Here is a 25,551-nt window from a genome sequence, read left to right on the forward strand (position 1 = left end):
CTTCCGATAGCGAGGAGGTGACACTATCGGAAGCCAGAAAAAAAGGAGGCTGAAGGAGAGCGCGACGCGCTCTCCTTTTTACGTTATTATAAACATCGGAAGGAGGAGAAAGTTACACAAGGCCCTTTCCGGCACTCTCTTTTTTGAGTAGAGTGTAAGGAGAGACCACAGATCAGGGAGGGAGCCATGCTCGCACGACCACAGGCACTCACCGGACCTCAGACCGGTGCGCTTCAAAGGATCCTCACCAATATCTACCTCTGGATGACGGGAGGCCTCGCCCTCACCGGCGTGGTGTCCCTGGGAGTGGCAAGTTCACCGACACTCCTCAGGACGTTCTTCAGCAATCCCCTCATCTTCTTCCTCCTCATAGGAGGAGAGCTCGCCCTCGTCTTCTACCTCTCTCTCCGGATACAGAAGATGAGCCCCTTCGCGGCCACGGTGGCGTTCGCATCCTATTCGGCGCTCAACGGGGTGACCCTCGCCCCCCTCTTCCTCGTCTACACGGGAACGAGCATCGCCCAGGTGTTCTTCATCACCGCAGCCACCTTCGCGGGGATGAGCGCCTACGGCTATCTCACGAAGCGCGATCTCTCCAGGGTGGGGAGCATCGTGGGGATGGCTCTGTGGGGGCTCATCATCGCCTCTCTCGTGAATATCTTCCTGCGAAGCGAAGGCTTCTCACTCATCATCTCCTACGTGGGTGTGCTCATCTTCGTAGGACTCACGGCGTACGATACCCAGATCCTCAAACAGTGGGCCACCCAGATCGATCCCTCCGACGAGAGCGTCTACGTGAGGTTCTCCATCATGGGCGCGCTCAAACTCTACCTGGACTTCATCAATCTGTTCCTGTTCCTCCTCAGGATCATGGGGAGCCGGAGGGATTAGGAGAAAGAACCTTCATCAGGAAAGAGATGAGGGCCGTCCGTGACGGCCCTCATCTCTTTTTGCACGCATGGCTTCTGGTCCTGCCCAAGAACCGCTGTACCGAATGGTCATTGAGGCTGAGTCACAAGGTGATGAATGATCTCCCGGTTGTACACCTTTACCACTATCTCGGCATTGACCGGAAGGAGGTAAGGAAAGCTCAGCCGTCCTCCCGGATGTTTCATGGAGAAGAGCACCTCACGCTCTCCGCCGGGGATGATCACCTCCACCGAGAGATCGACCGGTACGGGATAGGTCGGGAGGGCATAGTCGAAGAGACCGGCGATCTCAGTCCGGGTGTTCCGGTAGGGTACGTACTTCAGCTCCACCCTCGTACCGGGAGCGACCCGCGTACCCGCCTCCGGGAGTTGCTCCCTGATCATGCCCGGATCGGATGGGGTGTCCTCTTCCTCCACGGGAGAGAAGGTGAAGGGGAGGGCGAGGGACGCGAGTGCCTCTATTGCCTCATCCGGGAGCTTACCCACCAGTTCCGGTACGGCCACCCGCTGCGGCGCAGGCCCACGGCTCACCACCAGTTCGAGATCCACAGGACCGGTGATCCGGGTGCCAGGCTCGGGTTTCTGTTCGAGCACGGTTCCCACAGGCTTGTCGCTGTACACGTAGACAAGAGGCTGCTTTATGGTGATGAGCGGCTCATAAGGGGCGAAGAGGCTCCTGAGCTCGAGGGATACCTCTTCGACGAGCTTACCCCTGTAGTCCTGCACCTCTTCCACCACGGCTCCCCTGCTCACCACGAGCGTCACTTCCTTACCCACCTTCATGAGAGAACCGGGTGGAGGGCTCTGTGCGATGACCTTCCCTTTGGTGGTGGGGTCAGAGCTGTACCTGAGCTGCACATAGGGATAGAGCTTGTATTTCTGGAGGGCGAGGAGGGCGTCTTCGAGCTCCTGGCCTTCCACGGCGGGCACGAGCACCTCTTCAGGCGCCCGGATGGCCAGCATGAAAGCGCCCACCCCTCCCAGGGCCATGAGGAGCATGAGAAAGATGCTCGCGTAGATGAAGAACGAGAACCACTTCTTCGCCGGTTCATCAGGAGAACGGGGAATCGCTTCTCGCACCTTACGGACCAGTCGTTTCACCAGTTCCTCCCAGCCGCAGCCCGACAAGATCCGGCATACCGTTGAGGAATTCCTTCCATCCCAGGGGGTTGCGACCCTCTCTCTGGAGCTTGAGGACCCCGAGGAGGCCCTTCCCGGTTTGTATCAGAATTCCGTAGTCCTTGTCTACTCCTGCCACCGTACCGGGAGATGCATCCGCCTCCCGGTCTTCCAGAGGGACGGTTTCCAGAAGATAGAGTCTGTGCTGGTTGAGGGACGTGTAGGCCCGCGGCCAGGGGTAGAAGGCCCTCACCTTCGCATCAATCCTGACGGCTGTTTCCTCCCAGAGGATGAGTCCGTCTTCTTTCTTCAACAACGCACAGTAGGTGGCCGCAGTCTCGTCCTGGGGGACGGGAGTGGCTTTCCCCTCCTCGATGAGGTGGAGGGCCTCCACCAGGAGCTCGGCCCCCCGCTCCGAGGCCCAGAGAGAAAGGCTCTCCGAGGTCTCCCGGCCGGTGAGGGATATGCGTTCCTGAAGGATGATGTCACCGGCATCCATCCTGAGATCGAGTTTCTGCACGGTGATGCCGGTCTCAGGCTCCAGGTTGAGTATGGCCGCGGGGATGGGAGCAGGTCCCCGATACTTGGGAAGCAGGGAAGGATGGAGGTTGATGCCCCCTTTGGGGAAGAGCGCGAGAAACTTCGGGCCGAAGATCTTTCCGTACGCCACCACTACCAGGATGTCGGGCGCCAGGCGGGCCACCTGCTCACGGAACGCTGCATCGAGTCGTTCAGGCTGAAAGACACGAAGCCCCAACCTGAGGGCCTCCTCTTTCACCGGAGGACTCTGGAGGCGACGGCCCCTCCCTCGAGGGGCATCGGGATTGGTGAGCACCCCCACGACAGGAAAGCGTGAGGCCACCGCCCGGAGCGAAGGGACGGCGAACGCAGGGGTGCCTGCGAACAGGACCCTCAGCGAGCCACGCGCGTTCGTCTCCAATAGAGCTGCTCCAGTCTCTCACGTTTTTTGGAGGGAAGCCTATCGAGGAAGAGCACACCGTTGAGGTGATCGAACTCGTGCTGGATCACCCGTGCGAGCAGGCCATCGGCCTCCATCCTGAACGGCTTTCCCTGCAGGTTCCAGGCAGACACCTCCACCGCGGCAGGCCGCACCACGTCGGCGTAGATCTGGGGGATGCTGAGGCACCCCTCCTCAAAGGTGGCGAGCTCCGGTGAGGTCGCGGTGATCTCGGGGTTTATGAAGACGAGGGGTTCCCCCTCGGGGACGTGACAGATGAAGAAACGCTGGGAGATCCCCACCTGAGGGGCGGCGAGCCCTATCCCGTTGGCCTCGTGCATGAGGTCGAACATCCCCTCGACCACCCGGGCGAGCCGTCCGTCTATCTCCGGAACGAGGACCGCACGCTTCCTCAGGGTCTCGTCTCCAAGATATCTCAACTCCATACTACATACTCCTCCTTGTTATAGTACGAAAAACAGCCCTCCCTGACAACGCGGGGAGTGGACAAGGGATTGTCAAGGGGGAGTGTTGAAATTGAGCTGGAGCTGATAAGGGGTGCGTCTCCCCACCTCTTGTATCACCTGCATGCCCACCACGTAGAGGCCTACCACCTCATCTGCATGGGCATGGCTCATATACCCAGGATACCTCCGTAGAAAGCTTCTCATGTGCCGAAACATGTTCTCCGCAAGGTTGCTCGTCCTCACCTTCTCCTTCCACTCATAGGGTAACTCCAGATAGGAGAAAAGCCGGTCCTTCCGCCACAGGAGGGAGGCCGTCATCCGGGGAGCCTTCGCCGCCCACTTCTTCACGAATGCCTCCAACGCACGTGCTGCGTCCTCCTTCCCTCCTGCCTCAAAGAGCTTCCAGTACTCCGCTCGAAAAGCTCGCCTCTCCTTCTGGAGGTCTGCGTTCTTCCCCTTCCGTTCCCCCATGTCCTGCAGGAGCTTCTGCTCAAGCGTACCCTGCAGGTGCCAGAGGCATACCTGCTTCTTCGCCTCAGGATACACCGTCTCCACGGCCTGCCGGATCCCCTCAGCCTCATCGGCCACCACCAGCTCCACCTCATGAAGCCCTCGCTCATAGAGCCTGGTAAGGAGTCGCTCGTAGCTCGCCTGGTCCTCCTGCTCCGCAACGACCCAGTCGAGGAGCTCATGAGATCCGTCCTCCTTCACCCCCACGGCACTCAGGACAACCAGCTTCTTCTGACCCCTCCCACGCCTCTTTGCCCACACTCCATCCAGCACAAGGGCCTTCACTCCTCTAAGGGACCTCCTCCGCCACTGCTCCTTCTCCTCACGAAGACGCTTTATGAGCCGCAGGAGTGTCTGCGGGTGAGCCTCGCCTATCCCCAGCTCCCGTAACAGGATGGCCCACGTCCGCGCGCTCATCCCTCCCACATACCCGAGAAGGAGCTGCTCGGCGAGGGCCACGAGCCTCTGCTCGTAGGTCACCAGCTTTACCTCCTTCCCCCCGCCGGTGCGAATGCGGGGCACGCGTACCTCCTCGATCGGCCCCCAGGGGGTCTGCACGCTCTTCCACTTTCTGTAGCCGTACCGGTAGTACTGCCCTTTCTCAGGCTCCCCTCGTGCATATCGTGGTCGTCCTACTGCCTCCTCTCTCAGCGTCTCAAGGAGGTGTTCCAGGTACGTCTTGTAGGTGTGGCGCACCTCCTCCCGTAGCTGGTCTTCCACTTGTTTCATCAGATCAGAGAGGGTATACTGTGTCTCAATCAGTGTGCGTGTGTTACCACGCTTCATGGGGTATCTCCTCCTTGAAAAAAGGATTAGTGTGGTGGGAGATACCCCTTATCTTTTTTCCCCGCCTTTTTCAACACTCGATGTTACAGTCCCAGTGGACAAAGCTCTCTTTTTTTAGTAATACTCTATATCGAACGGGGCGCCGTACCCAAGTGGTAAGGGAGGGGCCTGCAAAGCCCTTATTCGCCGGTTCGAATCCGGCCGGCGCCTCTTTTCATCTCCACGGACATGCCCCTGCAATCCGATAGAAAACCCTTGCGCAGAGAGAAAATCTGATACATCATATACCCATGCGGAAGCTCTTCTTCCTGCTTCTCCTCGTGTGCGTGATGGTGGCGGTCTTTCCCTCCTGCTCCCTCAACAAGATGATCACCCGGGCTGTGGTCTCTTCTCTCGGCACGGGGGGGGCCGATCCCTTCTCGACGGAGGAAGACCCTCAGCTCGTGGCAGAGGCATTACCCTTCGCCCTCAAACTCTACGAAACGCTCCTCCAGTCGGATCCCGACAACCGGGAGCTGCTCCTCACCCTTGCCCAGGGGTATGTCTCCTATGCGAAGGCCTTCGTGGAGGAACCGGCCCGTAGACTTCCCCTCTCCTCGTACGCGGCACAGAAGAAGGCGTACCGGAGAGCGAGGCTCCTCTACCTCCGGGGGGCGCGTTACGCCCTCCACGCCCTGGAGGAGGCCCATCCTCGCGCCTTTGCCGAATGGGAAGGAGGGGACCTCTCGACCTTCCTCGGCACGGTACGGGAGGAGGACGTCGCCGCCCTCTACTGGGGGGCCGCGGGGCTCCTTTCAGCCATCTCCCTCGACCCGTCGGATCCGGAACTCTCGCTCTCGATACCCAAGGCCGTGAGCCTGGCTGCGACGATCCTGCTCTCCTTTCCCGATTCCCAGGAGGGGGCGGTCCACGAGATGTTCATCTCCCTCTATGGGGGCCTCCCGGAGGCCCTGTGGTGGGGACCGAACCCTCCGGAGCTCCTCGTGGAGGGTCTCCGCCGTTACTACGAGAGTGAAGGTCTGGCCGACGCGACTCCCGAGGGAAAGGCCCGCCACCACTTCGAGCGGGCGGTGGCCTTGAGCGGGGGGAAGAAGCTCTCCCCCTACATCACGTACGCGGAGAGCATCGTGTATCCGAGACAGGACAAGGATACCTACCGGAACCTGCTCGAGAGGGCGCTTTCCATACCTCCCGGCGACACACCGGAGCACGCCCTGGAGAACGCCGTTGCACGGGAGAAGGCGGAGTGGCTTCTCGAGACCCTCGACGACCGATTCTTCTAGAAAAAGGAGTGCCTATGCGACACCTGGTCAAGCTCTTCTTCCTCTTCCTGGGGATCCCTCTGTGGGCTCTCACCATCAAGGTGGCGAGTCTGGCGCCAGTAGGAACACCTTGGGACGAGGCCCTCAGAGAGGTGGCCCAAAAGTGGGCGGAGCTCTCGAACGGTGAGGTGGAGATGAAGATATATCCGGGAGGGATCGCAGGCGATGAGATCGACGTGATTCGAAAGATGAGGCTCGGCCAGCTGCAGGGCGCGGTTCTCACCTCGGTGGGTCTCAATAAGATTCACCCGGACATGATCACCATGGCGCTCCCCATGATCGCCCAGAGCGACGAGGAGGTCTCCTACCTCCTCGAGAAGATGGGTCCTCGCTGGGAAGGGCTTCTCGTCCAGAAGGGCTTCGTCCCCGTGGTGTGGCAGGTGGCGGGGTGGGTCAACTTCTTCACCAAGGTCCCGGCCTATACTCCTGACGAACTGAAAAAACTCAAGCTACGCACCTACCCCGACGAGCCGGAGATGAACCAGACGTTCAAGGAGTTCGGATTCCACATCGTCCCCCTCACCCAGAACGAGGTGCTCGCAGGACTCCAGACCGGTATCGTGGAGGCGGTGTACGCACCCCCCGTGCTGGTCGCTACGCTGCAGTGGTTCGCCCTCGCACCCCACTACACCACGCTCAAATTCGCACCGGTGGTGGGTGCGCTCGTGATAGAGGAACGTACCTGGAACCGGATCCCCGAACGCTACCGCGATCCCTTCAGGAGGGCGGCCGCCGAGGCGGCGGAGGCCCTCAACGACAAGGTGAAGGAGGTGGACGAGAAGGCACTTTCCATCATGAAACAGCACGGACTCGTCATACACGAGGCCACCCAAGAGGAGATCGCCCAGTGGGAGGCCATAAGCAGGGAAGGGCTCGCCCGACTCGCCGGGACGCTCTTCTCCCGGGACATCTATGAACAGGTCATCCACCACATAGAAGACTACAGGGCTGGCCATGAGGATCGATGAGACTTCCTCCCGACACCTGCTTCACAGGGTCGAAACCATCCTGGGAGGAGGTGCGCTCCTCGTCCTCACCACGCTCCCTCTGCTTGAAATGGGGGCCCGTCTCCTCTTCTCCACCGGCATCCCGGGGAGCAGCGACTTCCTCCACCACCTGGTGATCTGGGTCACCTTTTTCGGTGCCATGATGGGGAGCAGGATGAAGAGTCATCTCTCCATCGCCTTCTTTGAGAGCATACTCCCCCGCAGGTGGAAGACCGTCCTCCTCGTCCTCATCTCCTGGTTCGCCGGCGTACTCACCACGGTGCTCGCCCTCAGCGCCGTATCCCACTATGTGCTCGCCTTCGACCCCCACGCTCACATAGAGGGGGTCCCCTTGAGAGCGATCACCTGGGTGATCCCCCTGGGATTCTCGGTGATCGCAGCGAGGTTCTTCCTTCGGGCACCCGTCTCCTCACCCTCGGCCCGCGCCCTCCTCATGGGGGCCGGACTGTGCACAGGTCTCGCCCTCGGCGCCCCCGCCGTCTCCAACCTCCTCTCCGCGGGCGGCCTGGAACACCCACTTCTCACCGCCGTCTCCGAGGCCATCGCGGCCCTCTCGGCGCGCCACGGGGTCTGGGTGGTCCTCGGCCTCGTCCTCCTCATCCTCCTGGGACTCCCCCTCTTCGTGGGCATCGCGGGGATCAGCCTCTTCCTCCTCCTCGGGAGCTGGGGCGTCCCCGAAGTGGTTCCGGACGAAATCTACACCCTCCTCACCGACACCCCGATCCCCCCCATCCCGCTCTTCACCCTGGTGGGATTCCTCCTCTCGGCGAGCAAAGCCGGCGACAGGTTCATCGCCTTCTTCAGACGCCTCTTCCACCACCTTCCGGGAGGCGTGGCGATCGTGGCGATCCTCGTGTCGGCCTTCTTCACCACCTTCACCGGTGCCTCGGGCGTGGCCATCCTCGCCCTCGGTGGCGTGCTTTCCTATGTGATGATCCAGAGCAGACAGTATTCGCGGCCCTTCACCCACGGGTTGCTCACGGCCTCCGGGACCATAGGTCTGCTCTTTCCTCCCAGCCTCCCTATCATCATCTACGGCTCGGTGGCCCATGTGAGCATCAAGGACCTCTTCATCGGCGGATTCATCCCCGGTCTCATCCTGGTGGGGTCGCTCATCATCTACAGCATCGTGTGGAGCCTGCGGCATCCGTCTCCCGAAGGCACGACCGGGAAAGAGAACAAGACCAGGGGAAGGCTGCTCGACGTCATATGGGAGGTGCTCCTCCCGCTCATCATCGTGGCGGGATTCTTCAGCGGCATCTTCACCTTGGTGGAGACCGCGGCCTTTTCGGTGGTCTACATCTTCATCGTGGAGGTCTTCATCACGAAGGAGGTCTCCCTCAGGGAGGCGTGGAAGACCATCGAACGGGCCCTCCCCATCATCGGGGGGATCCTCCTGCTCCTGGGAGCGGCGAAGGCCCTCTCCTACTACATCGTCGACACCCAGTTCCCCCTCGTGCTCACCGCCTGGATGAAGGCGCACGTCGGTTCGAAGTATCTCTTCCTCCTCCTGGTGACGATCATCCTCCTCATCACCGGGTGCCTCATGGACATCTTTTCGGCCATCATGATCGTCGCCCCGCTCCTCGTGCCCCTCTCGGAGGCCTACGACATCCACCCCGTCCACATGGGGGTGCTCTTCCTCGCCAACCTCGCCGTGGGATACCTCACCCCTCCGGTGGGACTCAACCTCTTCCTGGCCTCCTACAGGTTCGAGGAACATCTCCTCTCCATATACAAGCAGGTGATCCCATTCTTCCTCGTCCTCTTCGCGGCGGTACTGCTCATCACCTATGTTCCGGCCCTCTCCCTCGGGCTGCTCCACCTCCTGGGAGGGTAGTACTGGATGGATCACGCATCCCTGTGCTAGGATCAGGCTATGACATCGTTCGAAAACAGGTGGATCTACATCACGGGCGGCTCGAGCGGCATAGGCAAGGCCTGCGCCCGGCTCTTCGCCGGAGAAGGGGCGCACATCGTGCTCATCGCCCGGAACCAGGAGCGCCTCGCCCGAGCGAAGGAGGAGGTGGCCGCCGCCTGCAGGAGTCCGAACCAGGAGGTACTCACGCTCCCCCTCGACGTCTCACAGGGGGCTCGGATCCGCGAGACGCTCGGGAAGTGGATGAGGGAACACCCCGCCCCGGACGTGCTCATCACCTCGGCCGGCGTGGCCTATCCCAACTACTTCGAACGGATCCCCGACGAGTGGTTCGAACGGACCATCGACACCAACCTCAAGGGTACCTGGTACACGGTGCACTCGCTGTACCCCGCCATGAAGCAGAGGGGGAGCGGCTACATCGTGATGGTCTCCTCGATGGCAGGCTACATCGGTGTCTTCGGGTACACCGCCTACAGCGCCTCGAAGTTCGGCATCATCGGCTTCGCCTCGTGCCTCAGGAGCGAGGCGGAACTGCACGGGATCACCGTGTCGGTCCTCTGCCCCCCGGACACCGACACCCCCCAGCTCCACGAGGAGGAGAAGACCAAGCCGCCCGAGACCAAGGCCGTGAGCGGTACGGTGAAACCCGTGCCGCCCCAGTTCGTGGCCCGGGAACTCCTCAAAGGGATGAGGAAGCGACGCTTTCTCATCACTCCGGGGCTCGAGGGCACACTCATAGAGAAGATCAACCGTCACTTCCCGAACCTCGTCTATACGATCAATCAGGCACAAGTGAAAAGAACAGCACACCACTAAACGGAGGAGCGCATGGCACAGACCACACGGACGGATATCTTCAAAAAGTGCTACGAGTTCAAGGAAGCAGAGAAGGCCAGGCAGGAGGGGTGGTATCCCTACTTCAGACCCATCAACGAGAACCACGGCAACACGGTGATCATCGAAGGGAAGAAGTTCATCATGGCGGGGTCGAACAACTACCTGGGTCTGTCGCAGGACCCGAGGGTGATAGAGGCTGCGAAGAAGGCCGTGGAACGCTACGGGACGAGCTGCTCGGGCTCTCGATTCATGAACGGCACCCTCGCCCTCCACGAGGAACTCGAGCACCGCATCGCCAGGTTCGTCGGGAAAGAGGCGGCACTCTGCTTCACGACGGGATACCAGACCAACCTCGGCTCCATTTCGGCCCTCATGGAGACGAATGGCCATATCGTCACCGACAAGCTCAACCACGCCTCCATCATGGATGGGATCATGCTGGGCTCCGCCTTCACGCGCTGCCGGAACATACACCGGTTCAAGCACAACAACATGGACGATCTGAGGGAGGTGCTCTCCCGCATCCCGCCGGACGAGCCGGTGCTCATCGTGACCGACGGGGTCTTCAGCATGGAGGGGGACATCGCGAAGCTCCCCGAGATGAAGAAGATCGCCGACGAGTTCGGCGCCAGGATCTACCTCGACGAGGCCCACGCCATGGGAGTGCTGGGGAAGACCGGACGGGGGACCCTCGAGCACTACGGAGATCCCAACCTCGCGGACCTGGTGATGTGCACCTTTTCCAAGTCATTCGGCTCCATCGGCGGGTTCATCGCCGGGGATGCGGAGGTCATCGACTACATCCAGCACCACTCCCGGCCGCTCATCTTCAGCGCGAGCATGCCGCCCGCCCAGATCGCCGCAGCCCTCGCGGCACTCGACATCATCGAAAAGGAGCCGGAACGCGTACACAGGCTTCAGGAGATCGGCCGGAGGATGATCCAGGGGTTCAAGGACCTCGGGTTCGACGTGGGGGACACCGAGACGCCCATCGTTCCCCTCATCATCGGCGACAACGAGAAGACCTTCAAGTTCTGGTACACCATGTACCAGGAAGGGCTCTACACCAACCCCGTGATCTCACCGGCGGTCCCGCCCAACCGGGCTCTCATCCGTACCTCGTTCATGGCAACCCACACCGACGAGGAGCTGGAGGCCACCCTGGAGATCGCAGGGAGGGTGGGCAAGGCCATGGGGCTCATCTAGCCGAAGGAGAACACCAGACACGTCGTGAAAACCGCACACCGTCCCGGCCGGGACGGTGTGTTTCATGTTCGGCCCGCCTCGGAAGACCCCCTCGCGAGGAGATAGCGCACCTGTCCTTCCTTGGTGAGGGGGATGATCACATCTCGATAGAACGAGAGGATGAATTCGGGATCAACCACCTTCCGGATCCGCCTGTCCACCTTTGACTGGAGCCAGTCAGCCTTCTCCCGCACGCGGGCGAGGATCCGCTGTTCCACTTCGGGCCTGGAGAGGAGGGCGAGGACCGCCTCCCGATCGCCCTTCTCGATGAGGGGTCGATAGAGGGCCGCATCTTTCCGATACTTGGCCTCGGCCACGAAGTACGAACCGAAGTGCACCCTTCGTGAGATGGCCTGAAGCACCATCACGTCATGCTCCACACTCGAACCATACTGGCCGTCATCCCCTGGAGGACAGAACGAAGGGATGGCGGCGAGGTAGGCCTCCACGATCCGGGGCATGAGATTGACGGTGTCGTAGTCGTCCACCCCCAGACCGTAGTCCGGAAGGATGACCTTTCTCCTGGGCGCGGGGAGATCCCGGTAGAAGGGGCGCTCCTCGGGCACACAGAAGCGCCCGAATACCGCGTCCATCTCCTCCTGGTATCTGAGGCGCAATTCGAACAGAGAGGCCTCCCCACCTCCCTCGAAGCCGCTCTTCCCCTTCTCGTAGGCCATCCTGTTCTCGTGGAACTGGGCCCTGTCCAGGAAACGAGCGATGATCGTCTCCTCGAGGCCCGAGAGCCGGGCCGCGATGAGGTCCACGTCGAACGAGATGGTCGGGACCATAGACACCTCACCAGTATCCGCATCGTTTGAGGAGGGAAATCTCCCGGGCGAGTCCAGGGGTCACGCGGTCGTCGCCGACCGAGGTCTCCACCTCCTCCTTCTTCCAGAATCTGAGCTCCTCTATCTCCTCTGGATCGGGAGAGAACGGCCCATCGTGGACCGTGATGAACACCCCCACGAGTTCGGTCTCCCAGGGGGTCTCCACCTTCATGCGCCCCACCCATACGAGGGGGAGCCCCTCCAGACCGAGCTCCTCCCTGAGTTCCCTCCGCGCGGCCTCCTCGTGGTCCTCTCCAGGCCGGACGTGACCGCCCACAGCGGTATCCCACCGCCCCGGGCACACGTCCTTCCGTATGGAACGCCGCTGCAGGAGCACCTCTCCCCTCCGGTTCATGACCACCACGTGCACCGTGCGGTGCATGAGTCCCGGATCCCTGTGGCAGGCCTCTCTCGGGGCCGTGCCCACCACCCTGTCCTGGTCGTCTACCAGGACGCAGGTCTCACTCCCCCCCTGTTCGAGCCCGTGGTCCACGTTCCCTCCTTATCCTCGGGGACTCCTCGAACACCGGGCATGCCCGGCCCGTGGCACGGAGCACCTCGAGACTCGGGAGTTCCCTGCTCTTGATCCCGAAGACCATGCAGGCACGGGGGAATCGGGGATCCCAGCTCACCCTGAAGTGCCTGCACGCGGGACAGTACGGCACCCTGGCTCCCGCCATGTCTTCTCTATACCCCGACACCACGGTGTCCTTCAAGCCCCATACACGAAAAGGGCGGCCACCCGGCCGCCCGTGGATTCCGAAGCCCACCCCTCCTAGCGCAGGTTGGGAGCGATCACCAGAGAGACCACGCTCATGAGCTTGATCACGATGTCCATGGCGGGTCCCGCGGTATCCTTGAAGGGATCCCCCACGGTGTCACCCACCACCGCCGCCTTGTGAGACTCGGAGCCCTTCCCGCCGTAGGCGCCGCCCTCGATGTATTTCTTGGCGTTGTCCCAGGCCCCTCCGGCGTTCGCCATGAACAGGGCGAGCATCACCGCAGAGACCATAGCCCCCACGAGCAGGCCTCCGAGCATCTCGGCCCCTCCCAGGTACCCCACGAGAGGGGGTATCACCACCGCGGAGAGTCCCGGGATGATCATCTCTCGGATCGCCGCCTTGGTGGCGATGTCCACACACGCCACGTAGTCGGGCTTCTCCTTGCCTTCGAGGAGCCCCTTGATGGAGCGGAACTGCCGGCGCACCTCCTCGATCATCGCGAAGGCCGCCCGACCCACCGCCCCGATCACGAACGAGGAGAACACGTAGGGGAGCATGGCCCCCATGAGCACGCCCACGATGACTTTCGGCTGGGTGATGTCGATACCGGGAAGCCCTGCGGCCTCCTCGTAGGCCACGAAGAGCGAGAGGGCGGTGAAGGTGGCCGACCCTATCGCAAACCCCTTTCCGATGGCGGCCGTGGTGTTGCCCACCGCGTCGAGCTTGTCGGTCCTCATCCGCACCTCGGGATCGAGCTTGGCCATCTCCGCCAGACCGCCCGCGTTGTCGGCGATGGGGCCATAGGCGTCCACCGAAACCTGGTACCCCACGGTGGAGAGCATGCCCACCGCCGCGATGGCGATACCGTAGAGGCCGGCGGCGAGGTAGGCGAGGTACGTGGCCAGTCCGAGCACGATCACCGGGAGACCGGTGGACTGCATCCCCACCTCTATCCCCGCGATGATGTTGGTCGCCGTCCCGGTGTGCGAGGAGCGCGCCACCGCGAGCACGGGCTTCTTCCCGTCACCGGTGTAGTACTCGGTGATGATCCCCACGAGCACCCCGGCCACGAGGCCCGAGAGCACGGCGAGGAATAGTCCCAGGGGCGTGACGACGAGTCCCTGCTCGGGAGAGAGGATCCAGAAGACGGCAGGGTACGTGAAGAGGAGCATGAGCCCTGCGGCCACGAAGCTCCCCAGGTTGAGGGCCTTCTGCGGATGCCCCCCTTCCCTCGTCCGGACGAAGAAGGTCCCGATGATCGAAGCGATGATACCGACGCCTGCTATGAGGAGGGGGAGGATCGCGAGCCGGAAGGACCCGAGGGCACCACCGAGCACCACCGAACCGATGATCGCCCCGATGTACGACTCGCAAAGATCGGATCCCAGGCCCGCCACATCGCCCACGTTGTCGCCCACGTTGTCGGCGATCACCGCAGGGTTGCGGGGATCGTCCTCGGGGATACCCGCCTCCACCTTTCCCACGAGGTCGGCGCCCACGTCGGCCCCCTTGGTGAAGATCCCCCCGCCCACACGGGCGAAGAGGGCGATGGAACTCGCGCCCATCGAGTACCCCGAGATGATGGGGATCACCAGGCCGTTGAGTACCTGCACCTCCGAGCCGAAGACCCGCGAATAGACGAGGAAGAGTGCGGAGAGTCCCAGGATCCCAAACCCCACCACCGAAAGGCCCATCACGCTCCCGCCGTTGAAGGCCACCGTGAGGGCCGGGACCAGCCCTCTCTCGGCGGCGTGGGCGGTACGGACATTGGCCTGGGTGGCCGCCCGCATACCCACGAAGCCCGCGAGGGCCGACATGAGGGCGCCCACGAGGAAGGACACCGCCACCAGTCGTTCGTAGCCCTGTTCTCCGAGGACGAGCACCATCGTCACCGCGGCTGCGAACAGGACGATCACCTTGTACTCACGGGCCAGGAAGGCCATCGCCCCCGCCCTTATGGCAGCGGCGATCTCCTGCAGACGGTCCGCCCCTGTCTCCTGTTTCTTTATCCAGAAATAACGGAAGAACGCAACTACAAGTGCCGCCAGTCCTGCTCCCAGGGGGAACAGGAGCAAGAGTTGATCCTGCATACGTCGCTCCTCGTAAGGATGAATATTTATGCATACCTTGTAGCACCTTTGAGGAACCTTTTCAAGGGCATCCGGTGATCGATAGTCCACACTTTTTCGTATTTTATTCCCAAAAAAAGAGATAATTATTCAAACCCCCAGCCGAAAACGCTCACTTTACTTTTCGGCCCCATTGATCTACACTTTTCAATAGCCACAAGAAAAAGGAGTGAGCATGATACGGTACTACCTTTCCATCTTCCCCACGGAGGGACTCATCGCATCACAGCTTTCACCCGAGGACTTCGGGGCCTACATGGCCACCGGGACGAGGAAAGGGGCCTACGAGGGAATCATGTTCATCGAAGTGGAGGGCGAATTCGGCAGTTTCTTCGACTGGGAGTACGCACGGAAGCGGTGTGTCCCCCATCCCAACGGGGAACCCAAGCACTCGGTGTACCTGGGAGTCTACAGAGTGCTCGAGCACGTCCCCCTCGAGAGCTTGAAGGATCTCTACCTCACCACCCGTGATGGTCGTACCCTCAAGTTGCAACAGGCTCCCTATCGCCCCGGTGCACCACGATCGTACTACCTCTACCAGGAACTCTGTCCCATCACCCCCCTGGTGGTGAGCTCCCTCCCTCCCGGAGATTTCGCCGCCAAGATCTCCGACGGCTCGAGCAAGATCTACGTCCCCACCATCGCCTTCGCAGACATCAAGACCATCGACTTCGACCACCCCGAGGAGACCGGGAACATAGGGGCGATCTACGACAGGAACATCGAACACCTCGAGGACTGCATCAAAACCGTGGTGGAGAACAAAGAGAAACCCACCAAGACCATCGAACGGTCCCACATCGGGTCGTTCTCCTACCAGATCATCAACACCGGTGTGTACGTGGGGAACAAGGACGGGATCGTCTTCTACCCCATGAAATCGGTGGACGAACTGCGCCGTCACCACTACGACTGGGCGAAATCGGCTCTCATCATCTAGGAATGGAGGCACGATGTACGACACGGGGCAAGAGGCCCCACGCTGCATCCTCGTAGGACGCAAAACCGGAAGGGAGGAGACCTCCTCCCTTCCGGAGCTCTCCCTCCTCGTGGAAGAACTCGGCTATATCCCGGAGACGATCCTCTCCTTCCCCCTCAGAACGCCTGAGAGGAAGTTCCTCTTCGGGCCCGGCCAGGCAGAGGTGGTAGCACGGGAGGCCCGTATGCGGGGGATCGATCTCGTGGTCTTCGACGAGGACCTCACCCCGGCGCAACAGCGCAACTGGGAACATCTGGTGAAGAGCCGGGTGATGGATCGTACCGAGGTGATCATCGAGATATTCTCCCGCCATGCCCGGACCAAGCAGGCCCAGCTTCAGACGGAGAAGGCCCGTCTCGAGTATCTTCTCCCACGACTGCGGGGAGCCTGGTCACACCTCGACCGACAACGAGGTGGTGCCCGAGGTACGAGGGGTGAGGGTGAGCGTCAGATCGAGCTCGACAGACGGATGATCCTCTCCAGACTCGCGAGGATACGAAGGGAGATGGAGGCCATAGAGCGCCACCAGACCACCACCCGTTCCCGGCGTCTCGAGGCAGGCATCCCCCGCGTCTCGCTTGTGGGCTACACCAATGCAGGGAAATCCTCCCTCTTCACCCGCCTCACCGGCCAGGCCGTGCGTATACAGGACCGACCGTTCGTCACCCTGGACACCACCACCCGGACGTGCCTGATTCCGGGATGGGGGCGGGTGGTGGTGAGCGACACCGTGGGCTTCATCCAACATCTGCCCCACACCCTGGTCGATGCCTTCCACGCTACCCTCGAGGAGGTGCGCGACGCCCACCTCCTCCTCGAGGTGGTCGACCTGTCGAGCCCGAACCTCCTCCTCCACCTCTCCACCACCGAGGAGGTCCTCACCGAGATAGGAGCCCACCACATCCCACGAATCAGGGTCTACAACAAGGTCGATCGATCCTCCCCCCACCCCCTCCTTCCCCCTTCGAATCATCCGGAAATCCTCGTCTCCGCAAAGACCGGGGAGGGGATCGAGGGACTCCTCTCCCTCATCGTCCGGGAGATGGAACGCCACTACCCCATAGAAACCCTGGAGCTTCCTTATCACAGGCTGGGGGAATCCCACGAAGTCCTCTCCCGCGCCGCCATCATCCATCAGGAATACACCGATGTGGGACTCTTCGTGAGGTACGCCCCCTCCGTCCCATCTGTTCATGAGTAAAAAGATGAGGTATATTTCCCAATCATGATCCACACAAGTGAGCATCACACACCGTTTCAGGATATTCGTGACACACGGAGACCCCGGCGTCTTGTAGTGGCGATGAGCGGAGGGGTCGACTCTTCCGTGACCGCCCACCTCCTCCTCTCGGCGGGGATAGAGGTGGTGGGCCTCACCTTCATCCGCGTGAACACCCCTGCAGAGGTGGACCACGAGGGTTTTTCCGAAGAAGCGAGGGCCGCGCGGGAGGTGGCCTCACACCTGGGGATCGAACACCACGTGCTCAACCTCCACGACCTGTACACCTCGCGGGTACTGCGGCGTGCATGGGAGGAATATCGGTCGGGGCGCACCCCCAACCCCTGCGTGCTCTGCAACCGCACCCTCAAGTTCGGACATCTGGTACGATACGCACGGGAGGTGCTGCGCGCGGACGGCATCGCCACCGGTCACTATGCCCGCATCTACGTCGACGCGGAGGGATGCGTCCATCTCCTGAGAGGGAAGGCCGGAACCAAGGAGCAGAGCTACTTCCTCGCCCAGACGAGACCAGAGGATCTGCGGCACGCCTACTTCCCCCTCGGAGACCAGACCAAGAACGAGATACGGACCTACGCCCGGCACCATGGCATCCCCACGGCCGAGAGGCCGGAGAGCCAGGACGTGTGCTTCAACACCACGGGCCTCAGGTTCGGGGAGTTCCTGCAGGAGTTCTTCGAGGAAGGGGGAGAGTCCGGCCCCATCCTCGACGAACGGGGCAACGTCCTGGGGCGCCACAGAGGGATCCACGTCTTCACCATAGGCCAGCGGAGAGGGCTCGGGGTGGCGCTTGGCCGCCCGGTCTACGTGAAGGCCATAGATCCCGAACGGAACGCGGTGATCGTCACGGACCGGGAGGAGGCCCTCCTCCATCGGGTGGTGGAGGCCGCAGGGGTGAACTGGTTCGCGCCGCCTCCACCACGTCCGATGGAAGTGCTCGCCCAGATCCGATACGCCCATCGCGCGGCGCCGGCCGTACTCACCCATGAGGGGGACCGGATCCGGGTGAGGTTTCACGAGCCCCAGCGCGCCGTCACCCCGGGCCAGCTCCTCGTGGCCTACGTGGGCGATGAGGTCCTCTGCAGCGGGTTCATCTTGCAGACGGAGGAGGGGTGATCCCCTCCCACCCCATCAGGAACCCTGCCCGTAGTAGGCGTGAGGCCCGTGCTTCCGCTCCCAGTGCTTCCGGGCGATGTAGGAGGGGAGGGAGGAGACTTCCGGATTGGTCATCCTCGTCCACAGGGCCATCTTGCATATCTCCTCGAGGATCACCGCGTGCCGGACCGATTCCTCAGGGCTGCTCCCCCAGGTGAAAGGGCCGTGGCCCGCGACGAGTACCATGGGGGTATGGAGCGGTTGAACCCCCCGTGCCTTGAAGGTCCGGACGATGAGTCGTCCCGTCTCCTCCTCGTAGGCCTCCTGCACCTCGCCCTCGCTCAGATAGGGGGTACACGGCACCGGCCCCACACAGTGATCCGCATGGGTGGTCCCGTAGAGGGGCACGTCCACACCCGCCTGGGCCCAGGAAACGGAAAAAGGGGCGTGGGTGTGGGTCACGCCCCTCAGGCCGGGAAACTCACGGTAAAGCACGAGATGCGTGGGCGTATCCGAGGAGGGCTTGAGCGATCCCCACACCTTCTCTCCCTCGAGGGAGACCACCACGATGTCCTCGGGAGTGAGCGCATCGTAGGGCACCCCGGACGGTTTGATGGCCACCACGCCTGCATCGGGGTCATAGCCTGAGACATTCCCCCAGGTGAACAACGCGAGCCTGTGTTCCGAGAGAAGGAGGTTGGCCTTCCACACCTCCCTCCTGAGTTCCTCGTACGTGTTCATCATCCCCCCTGGTTCATCGAGGCGAGCGACCAGTACACCTCGTTCCACCTGAGCTCCCGTTTGAAGGTCTCGAGATCGTCGAGCCTTTCGTCGATGAGCACGTACTCCAGGCCCATCATCTCCGCCCAGTCCTCAAGATACTCCCTGGTGATGGACGTAGAAAACACGGTGTGATGTGCGCCTCCGGCGAGGATCCATGCCCCGGCCGCCGTGAGGAAGTCGGGTTTCGGACGCCAGAGCACGCGTGCCACCGGGAGCTTCGGCATGGGCTGAGGGATGGGAATGGACTCCACCTCATTGATGAGGAGGCGGAACCTGTTGCCCAGGTCGATGAGGGAGGCGTTGAGCGCAGGGCCAGGAGCCGCTTCAAAGACGAGTCTCGCCGGATCGGCCTTCCCTCCGATGGAGAGCGGGTGCACCTCTATCCGAGGCCTGTCTCCGGCGATCGAGGGACACACCTCCAGCATGTGGGCCCCCAACACCGCTTCCTGTCCCGACTCGAGATGATACGTGTAGTCCTCCATGAACGAGGTGCCGCCGGAAAGGCCGGTCGACATGACCTTCACCGCCCTCACCAGGGCTGCAGTCTTCCAGTCTCCTTCCGCACCGAACCCGTACCCGTCCTCCATGAGGCGCTGTACGGCGAGCCCCGGGAGCTGGGGGAGTCCGTGCAGGTCTTCGAAGGTGGTGGTGAAGGCGATCCCCCGGTGCTCTTCGAGGAACCTCCTGAGGGCGCATTCGATCCGCGCCTGCTCACGTATGGAGGCCAGGGCGCCCTCGTCCTTGGGGAACTCATATCGTTCCCTGTAGACATCGAGGATCTCCTCCACCTCGTTCTCAGGGATCTCCTGGAGGAGCCTCGCGAGTTCCCCCACCCCCCATCCGTTCACGGACCATCCGAACCTGATCTGCGCCGCCACCTTGTCGCCCTCGGTGACGGCCACCTCACGCATGTTGTCTCCGAAACGGACCACCTGCCCCTCCCGACCGTCCGCCACCGCGCAGGCCACACGCATCCACACCCCGATCCGCTCCCTCACGTGGGGAGCCTCCCAGTGGCCCACCACCACCTTCCGAGGAAGCCGCATCCGCGCGTGGAGGAAGCCGTGCTCCCTGTCTCCATGTGCCGATTGGTTGAGATTCATGAAGTCCATGTCGATGGCATCCCACGGGATGTCACGATTGAACTGGGTGTGGAGGTGGAGGAGCGGTTTCCTGTTGATGGAGAGACCGCCCACCCACATCTTGGACGGGGAGAAGGTGTGCATCCACGTGATCACTCCGGCACACGAGGGATCGGCGTTCGCCTCTTCGAATACCCGGCGTATCTCATCGGGACTCTTCAACACCGGCTTCCATTCGACGGGACACGGGAGGAGGGGATCGGCGTTGAGCCCCTCTACCATCCGCTTCGCATGCGCGTCGACCTTCTCGAGTGTCTCCATGCCATAGAGGTACTGACTCCCGGTGAGGAACCAGAACCGATACCTGGAAAGGTCTATCATGACTCCCTCCCTTCTTCGGGATAAGTGGTAAACTCGGACTCTATGAAACGCCCGAGCATCCGGTACTTCTCATATCGCGGGGCATACAGATCTGCCTTGCTCTTCTCCGGCACGTAGGTACGTTCCACGGGAGGCACCATCACCTCCTGCGCCTCCTCCACCGAGGAGAAGACGCCCGCAGCCACTGCGCCGAACAACCCCGCCCCGATCGCCACGGTTTGATCGTTGGCGAGCACATCGATCGGCGCTCCGAGCACATCCGCCATCATCTGCATCACGAGGGGGGACTTTCTCGCCACCCCGCCTATCCCTACGATGCTCTCGATCTCCACCCCTTCTTCCCTGAAGCGGTCCACGATGGCCTTCGAACCGAACACCGTCCCCTCTATGAGGATCCTGTAGAACAGGGAGGCATCCACCCCCAGATCCAGACCGGCCACCGCACCGGTGAGGAGTTGGTTGGCGTAGGGAGTCCTGCGTCCGTTGAACCAGTCGAGAGCCACCGGATCCTCGGGATGAAGCTCAAGGGCTGCGGCAGCCGCCTCGAGATCGACGAGAAGGGAATCATCGATCCTGGTGAGGACATCCCGGGAGATCATGCCTTTATCCGCGTATACCCGGAGAGGCCAGAGGAGCACCCTCTTGAACCAGGCGTAGACATCACCAAAGGCGCTCTGTCCCGCCTCGTACCCGATGAGCCCGGGAATCACCGACCCGTCCACCTGTCCACAAATCCCCCCCACGGCGTGCTCCGGCCCATCGGGACGGGGCCCGACTGTGATGTCGCAGGTACTCGTCCCCACCACCTTCACCAGCACCCCTGGTTTCACCCCGGCCCCAACTGCACCCATATGCGCATCGTAGGCACCCACAGCCACCGCGATCCCGGGCCTGAGGCCGAGCCGCTTCGCCCATTCGGGAGTGAGCTCGCCCGCCTTCACATCGCTCGTCCATGTCTCCGTCCCCAGGGACGCTCTGATCCGGGGAAGCTCAGGGTGGAGCAGCGAAAGAAACTCATCGGAGGGATATCCCCCCCACTCCCTGTGCCACATGGCCTTGTGACCCATGGCACACCGGCTCCGCTTCACCGCGGCGGCGTCCTCCACACCGGTCAGGAGAGCGGGCATCCAGTCGCAGTGCTCGATGAAGGTGTAGGCCTCCTTCATGATCCGCTCGTTCGTGCGGAAAACGTGGAGGATCTTCGCCCAGAACCACTCCGCGGAGTAGACGCCGCCTATGAACTTCGTATAGTCCGTCCCTCCCCACGTCCCCGCCTTCTTCGTGATCTCCACCGCCTCGAAAGCCGCGGTGTGATCCTTCCAGAGTATGAACATCGCATCAGGATCCTCTGCAAAGGCCGGATCGAGAGCGAGAGGTCTCCCCTTTTCATCGCACGCGCAGGGGGTGGACCCCGTGGTGTCGATGCCGATTCCCACCACCCGGTCTCCCGCCCCGGCTCCGGCCTTCTCCACCGCACCCCTCACGGCCTCCTCCATCGCCTCGAGGTAGTCGAGCGGGTGTTGACGGAACCGGTTCTCCCGGGGATTGCAGAAGGCCCCCTCCTTCCAACGCCGGTAGTAGGCGACATGGGAAGCCACCTCGCTGCCGTTCGAGAGGTCGATGAGCACCGCCCGGCAGGAGTCGGTCCCGAAATCCATCCCCAGGACGAGATCGCCGTTGCTACCTGTCATGTACTTCCTCCCTTCCTCGGAGTATCGTGTTCATGATGTCCTCCTGAGAGAGGCTCCCGTCGTTCTCCAGGACGCCTCTCACCCTCCCTTCATGCATCACGAGCACCCTGTCGGAGAGGGCGAGTATCTCGGGGAGCTCGGACGAGATGAGCATGATGGACACCCCGTTGTCAGCGAGCTCGGTGATGATTCGGTGCACCTCCGCCTTTGCATTCACGTCGATCCCCCGAGTGGGCTCGTCGAGGATGAGGATGAGGGGTTCGGCGGCGAGACAGCGGGCGATCACCACCTTTTGCTGGTTCCCGCCCGAGAGGTTCTTCACTCTCTGGGAAGGTCCAGAAGTCTTGACCTGGAGAAGATCGATGTACTGCCTGCACAGCTCGTCTTCCTTCTTCCGGTTGATCACGTGGAGGAACTCCGAGAGCCTGTCGAGCACACTGATACTCATGTTCTCACGGACGGACATCTCGAGGATGAGGGACTTGTTCTTCCTGTCCTCCGAAAGATAGACGATACCGCGGGAGACGGCGTCGGCAGGCGAAGAGATCTCCACCCGTTCGCCGTTGAGCCGGATCGTGCCCGCAGTAGGACGAACGGCCCCGATCAGGAGGAGTGCCGTCTCGGTACGGCCCGCACCGATGAGGCCGGCCACGCCGAGGATCTCCCCTCTCCTCAGGGTGAAGCTCACATCCTCGATGTACGGCGGTCCGGAGAGTCCCTCCACCTCGAGCACCACCTCTTCCTGCGGCTTCTTCCGCCGGTGCGAGAAGAAGTCGGAGAGTTCCCTCCCGACCATGAGACGGACCAGGGACTCCTCGGTGGCCTCACGGGTGGGCGTCTCCCCCACCCGTTCACCATCCCTGAGCACCACGACCCGATCCGTGATGGCGAGCACCTCCTCCAGCTTGTGGGAGATGAAGATCACCGAGATCCCCTGTTCCTTGAGATCCCTTATCACCTGGAACAGCTTGGCGATCTCCTTCTCGGTGAGGGCCGAGGTGGGCTCGTCCATGACGAGCACCCTCACCTTCATGAGAAGGGCCTTCGCGATCTCCACCATCTGCTGGAGGGCCACCGAGAGTTCTCCCACCGGCCTGTCGAGAGGAATGTCCACGTCGAGGTAGGAGAATATCCCCCGGGCCTCCTCCCTCATCTTCCGGTAGTCGAGAAACAGACCTCTGGAGACCTCCCTCCCGAGAAAGAGGTTGTCGAGCACACTCGTGTTGGGGCAGAGGTTGAACTCCTGGAAGATGATGGAGATACCCTGTCGCTGCGCATCGAGCACGCTCTGGAACTGGACGGGCGTTCCCTCCCACAGTATCTCCCCCTCGTCGGGTGCGTACACACCGCTCAAAATCTTCATGAGCGTGGACTTGCCCGCACCGTTCTCACCCAGGAGACCCACCACCTCTCCCGGATGGATCTCGAGATCCACACCCTTGAGGGCCTGAACCCCTGGAAACGATTTCTTTATCCCACGAAGGGAGACGACCGGACGGCTCATGCAGCCCTCCTGTTCTTGATCCTGTCGAGCACCGCGGCGAGCACGATGATGATACCGATGATCGCGGTCTGCCAGTAGGGAGACACCTTCATGAGCACGAGTCCGTTGCGGATCACTCCCATGATCGCCGCACCGATGAGCACCCCGAGCACGGTGCCGCTCCCGCCCGAGAGGGAGGTACCACCTATCACCGCCGCGGCGATGGCGTCGAGCTCCCATCCCGTACCGGTGTCGGGCTGAGCCGAATTGAAACGGGCCACCAGGATCACGCCCACCACGGCAGCGGCGAGCCCCGAGATCATGTAAATGGCAAGCTTTATCTTTTTCACCCTCACCCCCGAGAGAAAGGCCGCTTCCTCGTTTCCTCCGATTGCGTAGAGTCGTCTTCCGAAAGAGGTGTACTGGAGCACGAAGTGAGCCACCACCGCGAGGACGATCATGACCCACACGGGGATGGGAATACCGAGGAAATCACCCTGACCCACGACGAGAAAGGGCTTCGGTATCTCGGTGATAGGCCATCCCTTGGTGAGGATGAGAATGGTCCCTCTGGCGAACGAAAGCATACCCAGGGTCACGATGAAGGGAGCGATCCCCACATACGAGATGAGCACACCGTTTATGAGGCCGAGGAGCACACCGCTTGCGAGGCCCACGAGCACGCTCAACCAGATGGGCAGCCCCATGGCCATGGCCCCCGCGGCGATGATGCCGGAGAGTCCCATGATCGAGCCCACGGAAAGGTCGATGCCTGCACTCAGTATCACGAAGAGTTCACCCATGGCCACGATGGCCACGAAAGATATCTGACGGAACACCAGATAGAGGTTGCTCCCGGTGAGAAACGTGGGGGCGAAGAACCAGATACCCGCCATGAGAAGGATGAGGGCGAGGAAGATGGCTGACTCCCTCAAGGCGAACACCCTCCGCACGATCCCTGTACGACTCTCCACGAGCGTCTCTTTCATTCATTCCTCCTCAACTGAAGATAAAGGGGGTTCCACCCCACGACAGGGCGGAACCCTCGAGGCGCCGCTGCCTCACTGCGCGGCGAATTCCTTTCTCATCTCTTCCATGTAGGTATCCACGTTCTCCTTGGTGACGAACAGGACACCGGTGTCGATCACTTTGGGGATTTCCTCACCGTTGAGAGCCTTGAGAAGCATCTCCACCGAGAGCCACCCCATCTTGTAGGTCTTCTGCACCACACAGAAGGCCACCGAACCGTCTCGGATCCCTTCCAGGGTATCCTTGAGGTCGTCGAACCCTCCGAGGATGATCTTACCCGCCTTACCCTGCTGCTTGAGCACGCTCGCAGCTGCAGGGGCACCCTCGGCCGATACCGCGAAGATGGCCTTCAGGTTCGGGTAGGCCTGGAGCACCGCCTCGGTCTTGTTCACGGCCACTGCAAAGTCGCCCTGCACGTCCACCACGTCGAGCACCTTGATGTTGGGGGCCACCTCGGCAATGGCACGCTTGAAGCCCTTGGTCCTGAGGTTGAGGTTGGTGGCGCCCAATCCGCCCTGGAGGATGATGATCTCACCCTCGCCGCCCATGAGTTCGGCCATCTTCTTCCCTGCTTCGTAGCCGGCGCTCTCGTTGTCGGTGCCGATATAGGTGAGGGCCGCACTTGAGGGAGCAGGGGCATCGAAGGTGATGACTTTGATACCGGCCTTGGTGGCCTCGTCGATCACCGGTACGAGCCCCTTGTCGTCGAGCGCGGAAATCGCGATCCCATCCACTTTACGGGCGATGAGATCTTCGATAACCTTCACCTGAAGAGGAAGCTCGAACTTCTGGGGGTCCACCTTCTCGGCTATGACGCCATACTTCTCGGCAGCGTCCTTAAAGCCCTCGAAGCACGGCTCATAGTAGGGGTGGACTCCTTTCGTCACCATCACGAGGACGGGTTTCCCCGACTCCTCCTGTCCACCACGGGCGAAGACCATCCCGGTGACGAGCACGAGGAGCATCAAGACACCAAGAATCCTTTTCATATTCCCTCCTCACAAGGGATAAAATATTGTGACGCCCAACGGGCGTATCGCTCACATCG

The 25,551-nt window shown here is 61.8% G+C and carries 23 protein-coding genes and 1 tRNA gene; 10 read left to right on the plus strand and 14 right to left on the minus strand.

The genetic code is table 11. The features are described from left to right. Positions 1–186 precede the first annotated feature (186 nt). Positions 187–891 (plus strand): Bax inhibitor-1/YccA family protein, encoded by a 705-nt coding sequence (locus SPITH_RS10570; protein WP_014625651.1) that lies wholly within the window; start codon positions 187–189, stop codon positions 889–891. 107 nt (positions 892–998) lie between these two features. Here the strand turns inward: SPITH_RS10570 and SPITH_RS10575 are convergent, their stop codons facing one another. From SPITH_RS10575 to SPITH_RS10590, 4 genes are all read right to left on the minus strand, one after another. Next, the gene (locus tag SPITH_RS10575; RefSeq protein WP_014625652.1) at positions 999–2,030 is read right to left on the minus strand and encodes a PASTA domain-containing protein; all 1,032 of its coding nucleotides are present in this window, start codon (positions 2,028–2,030) and stop codon (positions 999–1,001) included. Then, positions 2,011–2,988 carry a methionyl-tRNA formyltransferase gene (fmt, locus tag SPITH_RS10580; RefSeq protein ID WP_014625653.1) on the minus strand — a complete coding sequence of 326 codons (978 nt, stop codon included), beginning with the start codon at positions 2,986–2,988 and terminating at the stop codon, positions 2,011–2,013. The genes SPITH_RS10575 and fmt overlap by 20 nt, the downstream gene beginning before the upstream one ends. After that, positions 2,961–3,452: a peptide deformylase gene (gene def, locus SPITH_RS10585; protein ID WP_014625654.1), complete on the minus strand. Its 492-nt coding sequence runs from the start codon at positions 3,450–3,452 to the stop codon at positions 2,961–2,963. The genes fmt and def overlap by 28 nt, the downstream gene beginning before the upstream one ends. Positions 3,453–3,524: 72 nt before the next feature. Beyond that, positions 3,525–4,769, minus strand: a complete 1,245-nt coding sequence (locus SPITH_RS10590; protein WP_014624686.1) for an IS256 family transposase — start codon at positions 4,767–4,769, stop codon at positions 3,525–3,527. 138 nt (positions 4,770–4,907) lie between these two features. Here SPITH_RS10590 and SPITH_RS10595 point away from each other — a divergent pair. From SPITH_RS10595 to SPITH_RS10620, 6 genes are all read left to right on the plus strand, one after another. Next, positions 4,908–4,979: transfer RNA gene (locus SPITH_RS10595), tRNA-Cys, on the plus strand. 80 nt (positions 4,980–5,059) lie between these two features. Next, a complete protein-coding gene (locus SPITH_RS10600; RefSeq protein WP_014625655.1) occupies positions 5,060–6,052 on the plus strand; it encodes a TRAP transporter TatT component family protein in 993 nt (330 codons plus the stop codon). Positions 6,053–6,066: 14 nt separating this feature from the next. Then, entirely contained in the window at positions 6,067–7,059 is a 993-nt protein-coding gene (locus SPITH_RS10605) for a TRAP transporter substrate-binding protein (RefSeq protein ID WP_014625656.1), read from the plus strand. Continuing rightward, positions 7,046–8,938, plus strand: coding sequence for a TRAP transporter large permease (locus tag SPITH_RS10610; protein WP_014625657.1), 1,893 nt, complete (start codon positions 7,046–7,048; stop codon positions 8,936–8,938). The genes SPITH_RS10605 and SPITH_RS10610 overlap by 14 nt, the downstream gene beginning before the upstream one ends. Positions 8,939–8,977: 39 nt before the next feature. Continuing rightward, a complete protein-coding gene (locus SPITH_RS10615) occupies positions 8,978–9,796 on the plus strand; it encodes an SDR family oxidoreductase (protein ID WP_014625658.1) in 819 nt (272 codons plus the stop codon). Between the two features lie 12 nt (positions 9,797–9,808). After that, complete coding sequence (locus tag SPITH_RS10620) at positions 9,809–11,023, plus strand: aminotransferase class I/II-fold pyridoxal phosphate-dependent enzyme (protein WP_014625659.1); 1,215 nt, start codon at positions 9,809–9,811, stop codon at positions 11,021–11,023. A gap of 62 nt (positions 11,024–11,085) precedes the next feature. Here the strand turns inward: SPITH_RS10620 and SPITH_RS10625 are convergent, their stop codons facing one another. The 4 genes from SPITH_RS10625 to SPITH_RS10640 all read right to left on the minus strand — a co-directional run bounded on the left by SPITH_RS10625 (position 11,086) and on the right by SPITH_RS10640 (position 14,701). Then, a complete protein-coding gene (locus SPITH_RS10625; RefSeq protein ID WP_014625660.1) occupies positions 11,086–11,850 on the minus strand; it encodes a chorismate mutase in 765 nt (254 codons plus the stop codon). 7 nt (positions 11,851–11,857) lie between these two features. Then, positions 11,858–12,382: an NUDIX hydrolase gene (locus SPITH_RS10630; RefSeq protein ID WP_014625661.1), complete on the minus strand. Its 525-nt coding sequence runs from the start codon at positions 12,380–12,382 to the stop codon at positions 11,858–11,860. Next, positions 12,351–12,569 carry a hypothetical protein gene (locus tag SPITH_RS10635; protein ID WP_014625662.1) on the minus strand — a complete coding sequence of 73 codons (219 nt, stop codon included), beginning with the start codon at positions 12,567–12,569 and terminating at the stop codon, positions 12,351–12,353. Before SPITH_RS10635 ends, SPITH_RS10630 begins: the two co-directional genes overlap by 32 nt. A 95-nt stretch (positions 12,570–12,664) precedes the next feature. Next, entirely contained in the window at positions 12,665–14,701 is a 2,037-nt protein-coding gene (locus tag SPITH_RS10640; RefSeq protein WP_014625663.1) for a sodium-translocating pyrophosphatase, read from the minus strand. Between the two features lie 214 nt (positions 14,702–14,915). On the opposite strand from SPITH_RS10640, the gene SPITH_RS10645 reads away from it, so the two are divergent. The 3 genes from SPITH_RS10645 to mnmA are packed head-to-tail and all read left to right on the plus strand — an operon-like array spanning position 14,916 to position 18,075. Continuing rightward, positions 14,916–15,680 carry a hypothetical protein gene (locus tag SPITH_RS10645; protein WP_014625664.1) on the plus strand — a complete coding sequence of 255 codons (765 nt, stop codon included), beginning with the start codon at positions 14,916–14,918 and terminating at the stop codon, positions 15,678–15,680. Positions 15,681–15,693: 13 nt separating this feature from the next. Next, a complete protein-coding gene (gene hflX / locus SPITH_RS10650) occupies positions 15,694–16,920 on the plus strand; it encodes a GTPase HflX (RefSeq protein ID WP_014625665.1) in 1,227 nt (408 codons plus the stop codon). A 24-nt stretch (positions 16,921–16,944) separates the two neighbouring features. Further along, entirely contained in the window at positions 16,945–18,075 is a 1,131-nt protein-coding gene (gene mnmA / locus SPITH_RS10655; protein ID WP_014625666.1) for a tRNA 2-thiouridine(34) synthase MnmA, read from the plus strand. 15 nt (positions 18,076–18,090) lie between these two features. Here the strand turns inward: mnmA and araD are convergent, their stop codons facing one another. From araD to SPITH_RS10685, 6 genes are all read right to left on the minus strand, one after another. Continuing rightward, on the minus strand, positions 18,091–18,795 hold the full coding sequence (araD, locus tag SPITH_RS10660) for an L-ribulose-5-phosphate 4-epimerase AraD (protein ID WP_014625667.1): 705 nt from the start codon (positions 18,793–18,795) through the stop codon (positions 18,091–18,093). Continuing rightward, positions 18,795–20,300 carry an L-arabinose isomerase gene (gene araA, locus SPITH_RS10665; protein ID WP_014625668.1) on the minus strand — a complete coding sequence of 502 codons (1,506 nt, stop codon included), beginning with the start codon at positions 20,298–20,300 and terminating at the stop codon, positions 18,795–18,797. Before araA ends, araD begins: the two co-directional genes overlap by 1 nt. Next, positions 20,297–21,991, minus strand: coding sequence for a ribulokinase (locus tag SPITH_RS10670; RefSeq protein WP_014625669.1), 1,695 nt, complete (start codon positions 21,989–21,991; stop codon positions 20,297–20,299). The genes araA and SPITH_RS10670 overlap by 4 nt, the downstream gene beginning before the upstream one ends. After that, positions 21,981–23,495: a sugar ABC transporter ATP-binding protein gene (locus SPITH_RS10675; RefSeq protein WP_014625670.1), complete on the minus strand. Its 1,515-nt coding sequence runs from the start codon at positions 23,493–23,495 to the stop codon at positions 21,981–21,983. Before SPITH_RS10675 ends, SPITH_RS10670 begins: the two co-directional genes overlap by 11 nt. Further along, on the minus strand, positions 23,492–24,463 hold the full coding sequence (locus SPITH_RS10680; RefSeq protein WP_013314828.1) for an ABC transporter permease: 972 nt from the start codon (positions 24,461–24,463) through the stop codon (positions 23,492–23,494). Before SPITH_RS10680 ends, SPITH_RS10675 begins: the two co-directional genes overlap by 4 nt. A 72-nt stretch (positions 24,464–24,535) precedes the next feature. Continuing rightward, entirely contained in the window at positions 24,536–25,492 is a 957-nt protein-coding gene (locus SPITH_RS10685; RefSeq protein ID WP_014625671.1) for a sugar-binding protein, read from the minus strand. Positions 25,493–25,551 lie beyond the last annotated feature (59 nt).

The sequence above is a fragment of the Spirochaeta thermophila DSM 6578 genome, assembly GCF_000184345.1.
Lineage (GTDB): Bacteria > Spirochaetota > Spirochaetia > Winmispirales > Winmispiraceae > Winmispira > Winmispira thermophila.

Bases quoted from the DNA above. Each gene is read 5' to 3' on its own strand.
- SPITH_RS10570 (WP_014625651.1), top strand. From the start codon at position 187: ATGCTCGCACGACCACAGGCACTCACCGGACCTCAGACCGGTGCGCTT.
- def (WP_014625654.1), bottom strand. From the start codon at position 3,452: ATGGAGTTGAGATATCTTGGAGACGAGACCCTGAGGAAGCGTGCGGTC.
- SPITH_RS10590 (WP_014624686.1), bottom strand. From the start codon at position 4,769: ATGAAGCGTGGTAACACACGCACACTGATTGAGACACAGTATACCCTC.
- SPITH_RS10600 (WP_014625655.1), top strand. From the start codon at position 5,060: ATGCGGAAGCTCTTCTTCCTGCTTCTCCTCGTGTGCGTGATGGTGGCG.
- SPITH_RS10605 (WP_014625656.1), top strand. From the start codon at position 6,067: ATGCGACACCTGGTCAAGCTCTTCTTCCTCTTCCTGGGGATCCCTCTG.
- SPITH_RS10610 (WP_014625657.1), top strand. From the start codon at position 7,046: ATGAGGATCGATGAGACTTCCTCCCGACACCTGCTTCACAGGGTCGAA.
- SPITH_RS10615 (WP_014625658.1), top strand. From the start codon at position 8,978: ATGACATCGTTCGAAAACAGGTGGATCTACATCACGGGCGGCTCGAGC.
- SPITH_RS10620 (WP_014625659.1), top strand. From the start codon at position 9,809: ATGGCACAGACCACACGGACGGATATCTTCAAAAAGTGCTACGAGTTC.
- SPITH_RS10625 (WP_014625660.1), bottom strand. From the start codon at position 11,850: ATGGTCCCGACCATCTCGTTCGACGTGGACCTCATCGCGGCCCGGCTC.
- SPITH_RS10635 (WP_014625662.1), bottom strand. From the start codon at position 12,569: ATGGCGGGAGCCAGGGTGCCGTACTGTCCCGCGTGCAGGCACTTCAGG.
- SPITH_RS10640 (WP_014625663.1), bottom strand. From the start codon at position 14,701: ATGCAGGATCAACTCTTGCTCCTGTTCCCCCTGGGAGCAGGACTGGCG.
- SPITH_RS10645 (WP_014625664.1), top strand. From the start codon at position 14,916: ATGATACGGTACTACCTTTCCATCTTCCCCACGGAGGGACTCATCGCA.
- hflX (WP_014625665.1), top strand. From the start codon at position 15,694: ATGTACGACACGGGGCAAGAGGCCCCACGCTGCATCCTCGTAGGACGC.
- mnmA (WP_014625666.1), top strand. From the start codon at position 16,945: ATGATCCACACAAGTGAGCATCACACACCGTTTCAGGATATTCGTGAC.
- araD (WP_014625667.1), bottom strand. From the start codon at position 18,795: ATGAACACGTACGAGGAACTCAGGAGGGAGGTGTGGAAGGCCAACCTC.
- araA (WP_014625668.1), bottom strand. From the start codon at position 20,300: ATGATAGACCTTTCCAGGTATCGGTTCTGGTTCCTCACCGGGAGTCAG.
- SPITH_RS10670 (WP_014625669.1), bottom strand. From the start codon at position 21,991: ATGACAGGTAGCAACGGCGATCTCGTCCTGGGGATGGATTTCGGGACC.
- SPITH_RS10675 (WP_014625670.1), bottom strand. From the start codon at position 23,495: ATGAGCCGTCCGGTCGTCTCCCTTCGTGGGATAAAGAAATCGTTTCCA.
- SPITH_RS10680 (WP_013314828.1), bottom strand. From the start codon at position 24,463: ATGAAAGAGACGCTCGTGGAGAGTCGTACAGGGATCGTGCGGAGGGTG.
- SPITH_RS10685 (WP_014625671.1), bottom strand. From the start codon at position 25,492: ATGAAAAGGATTCTTGGTGTCTTGATGCTCCTCGTGCTCGTCACCGGG.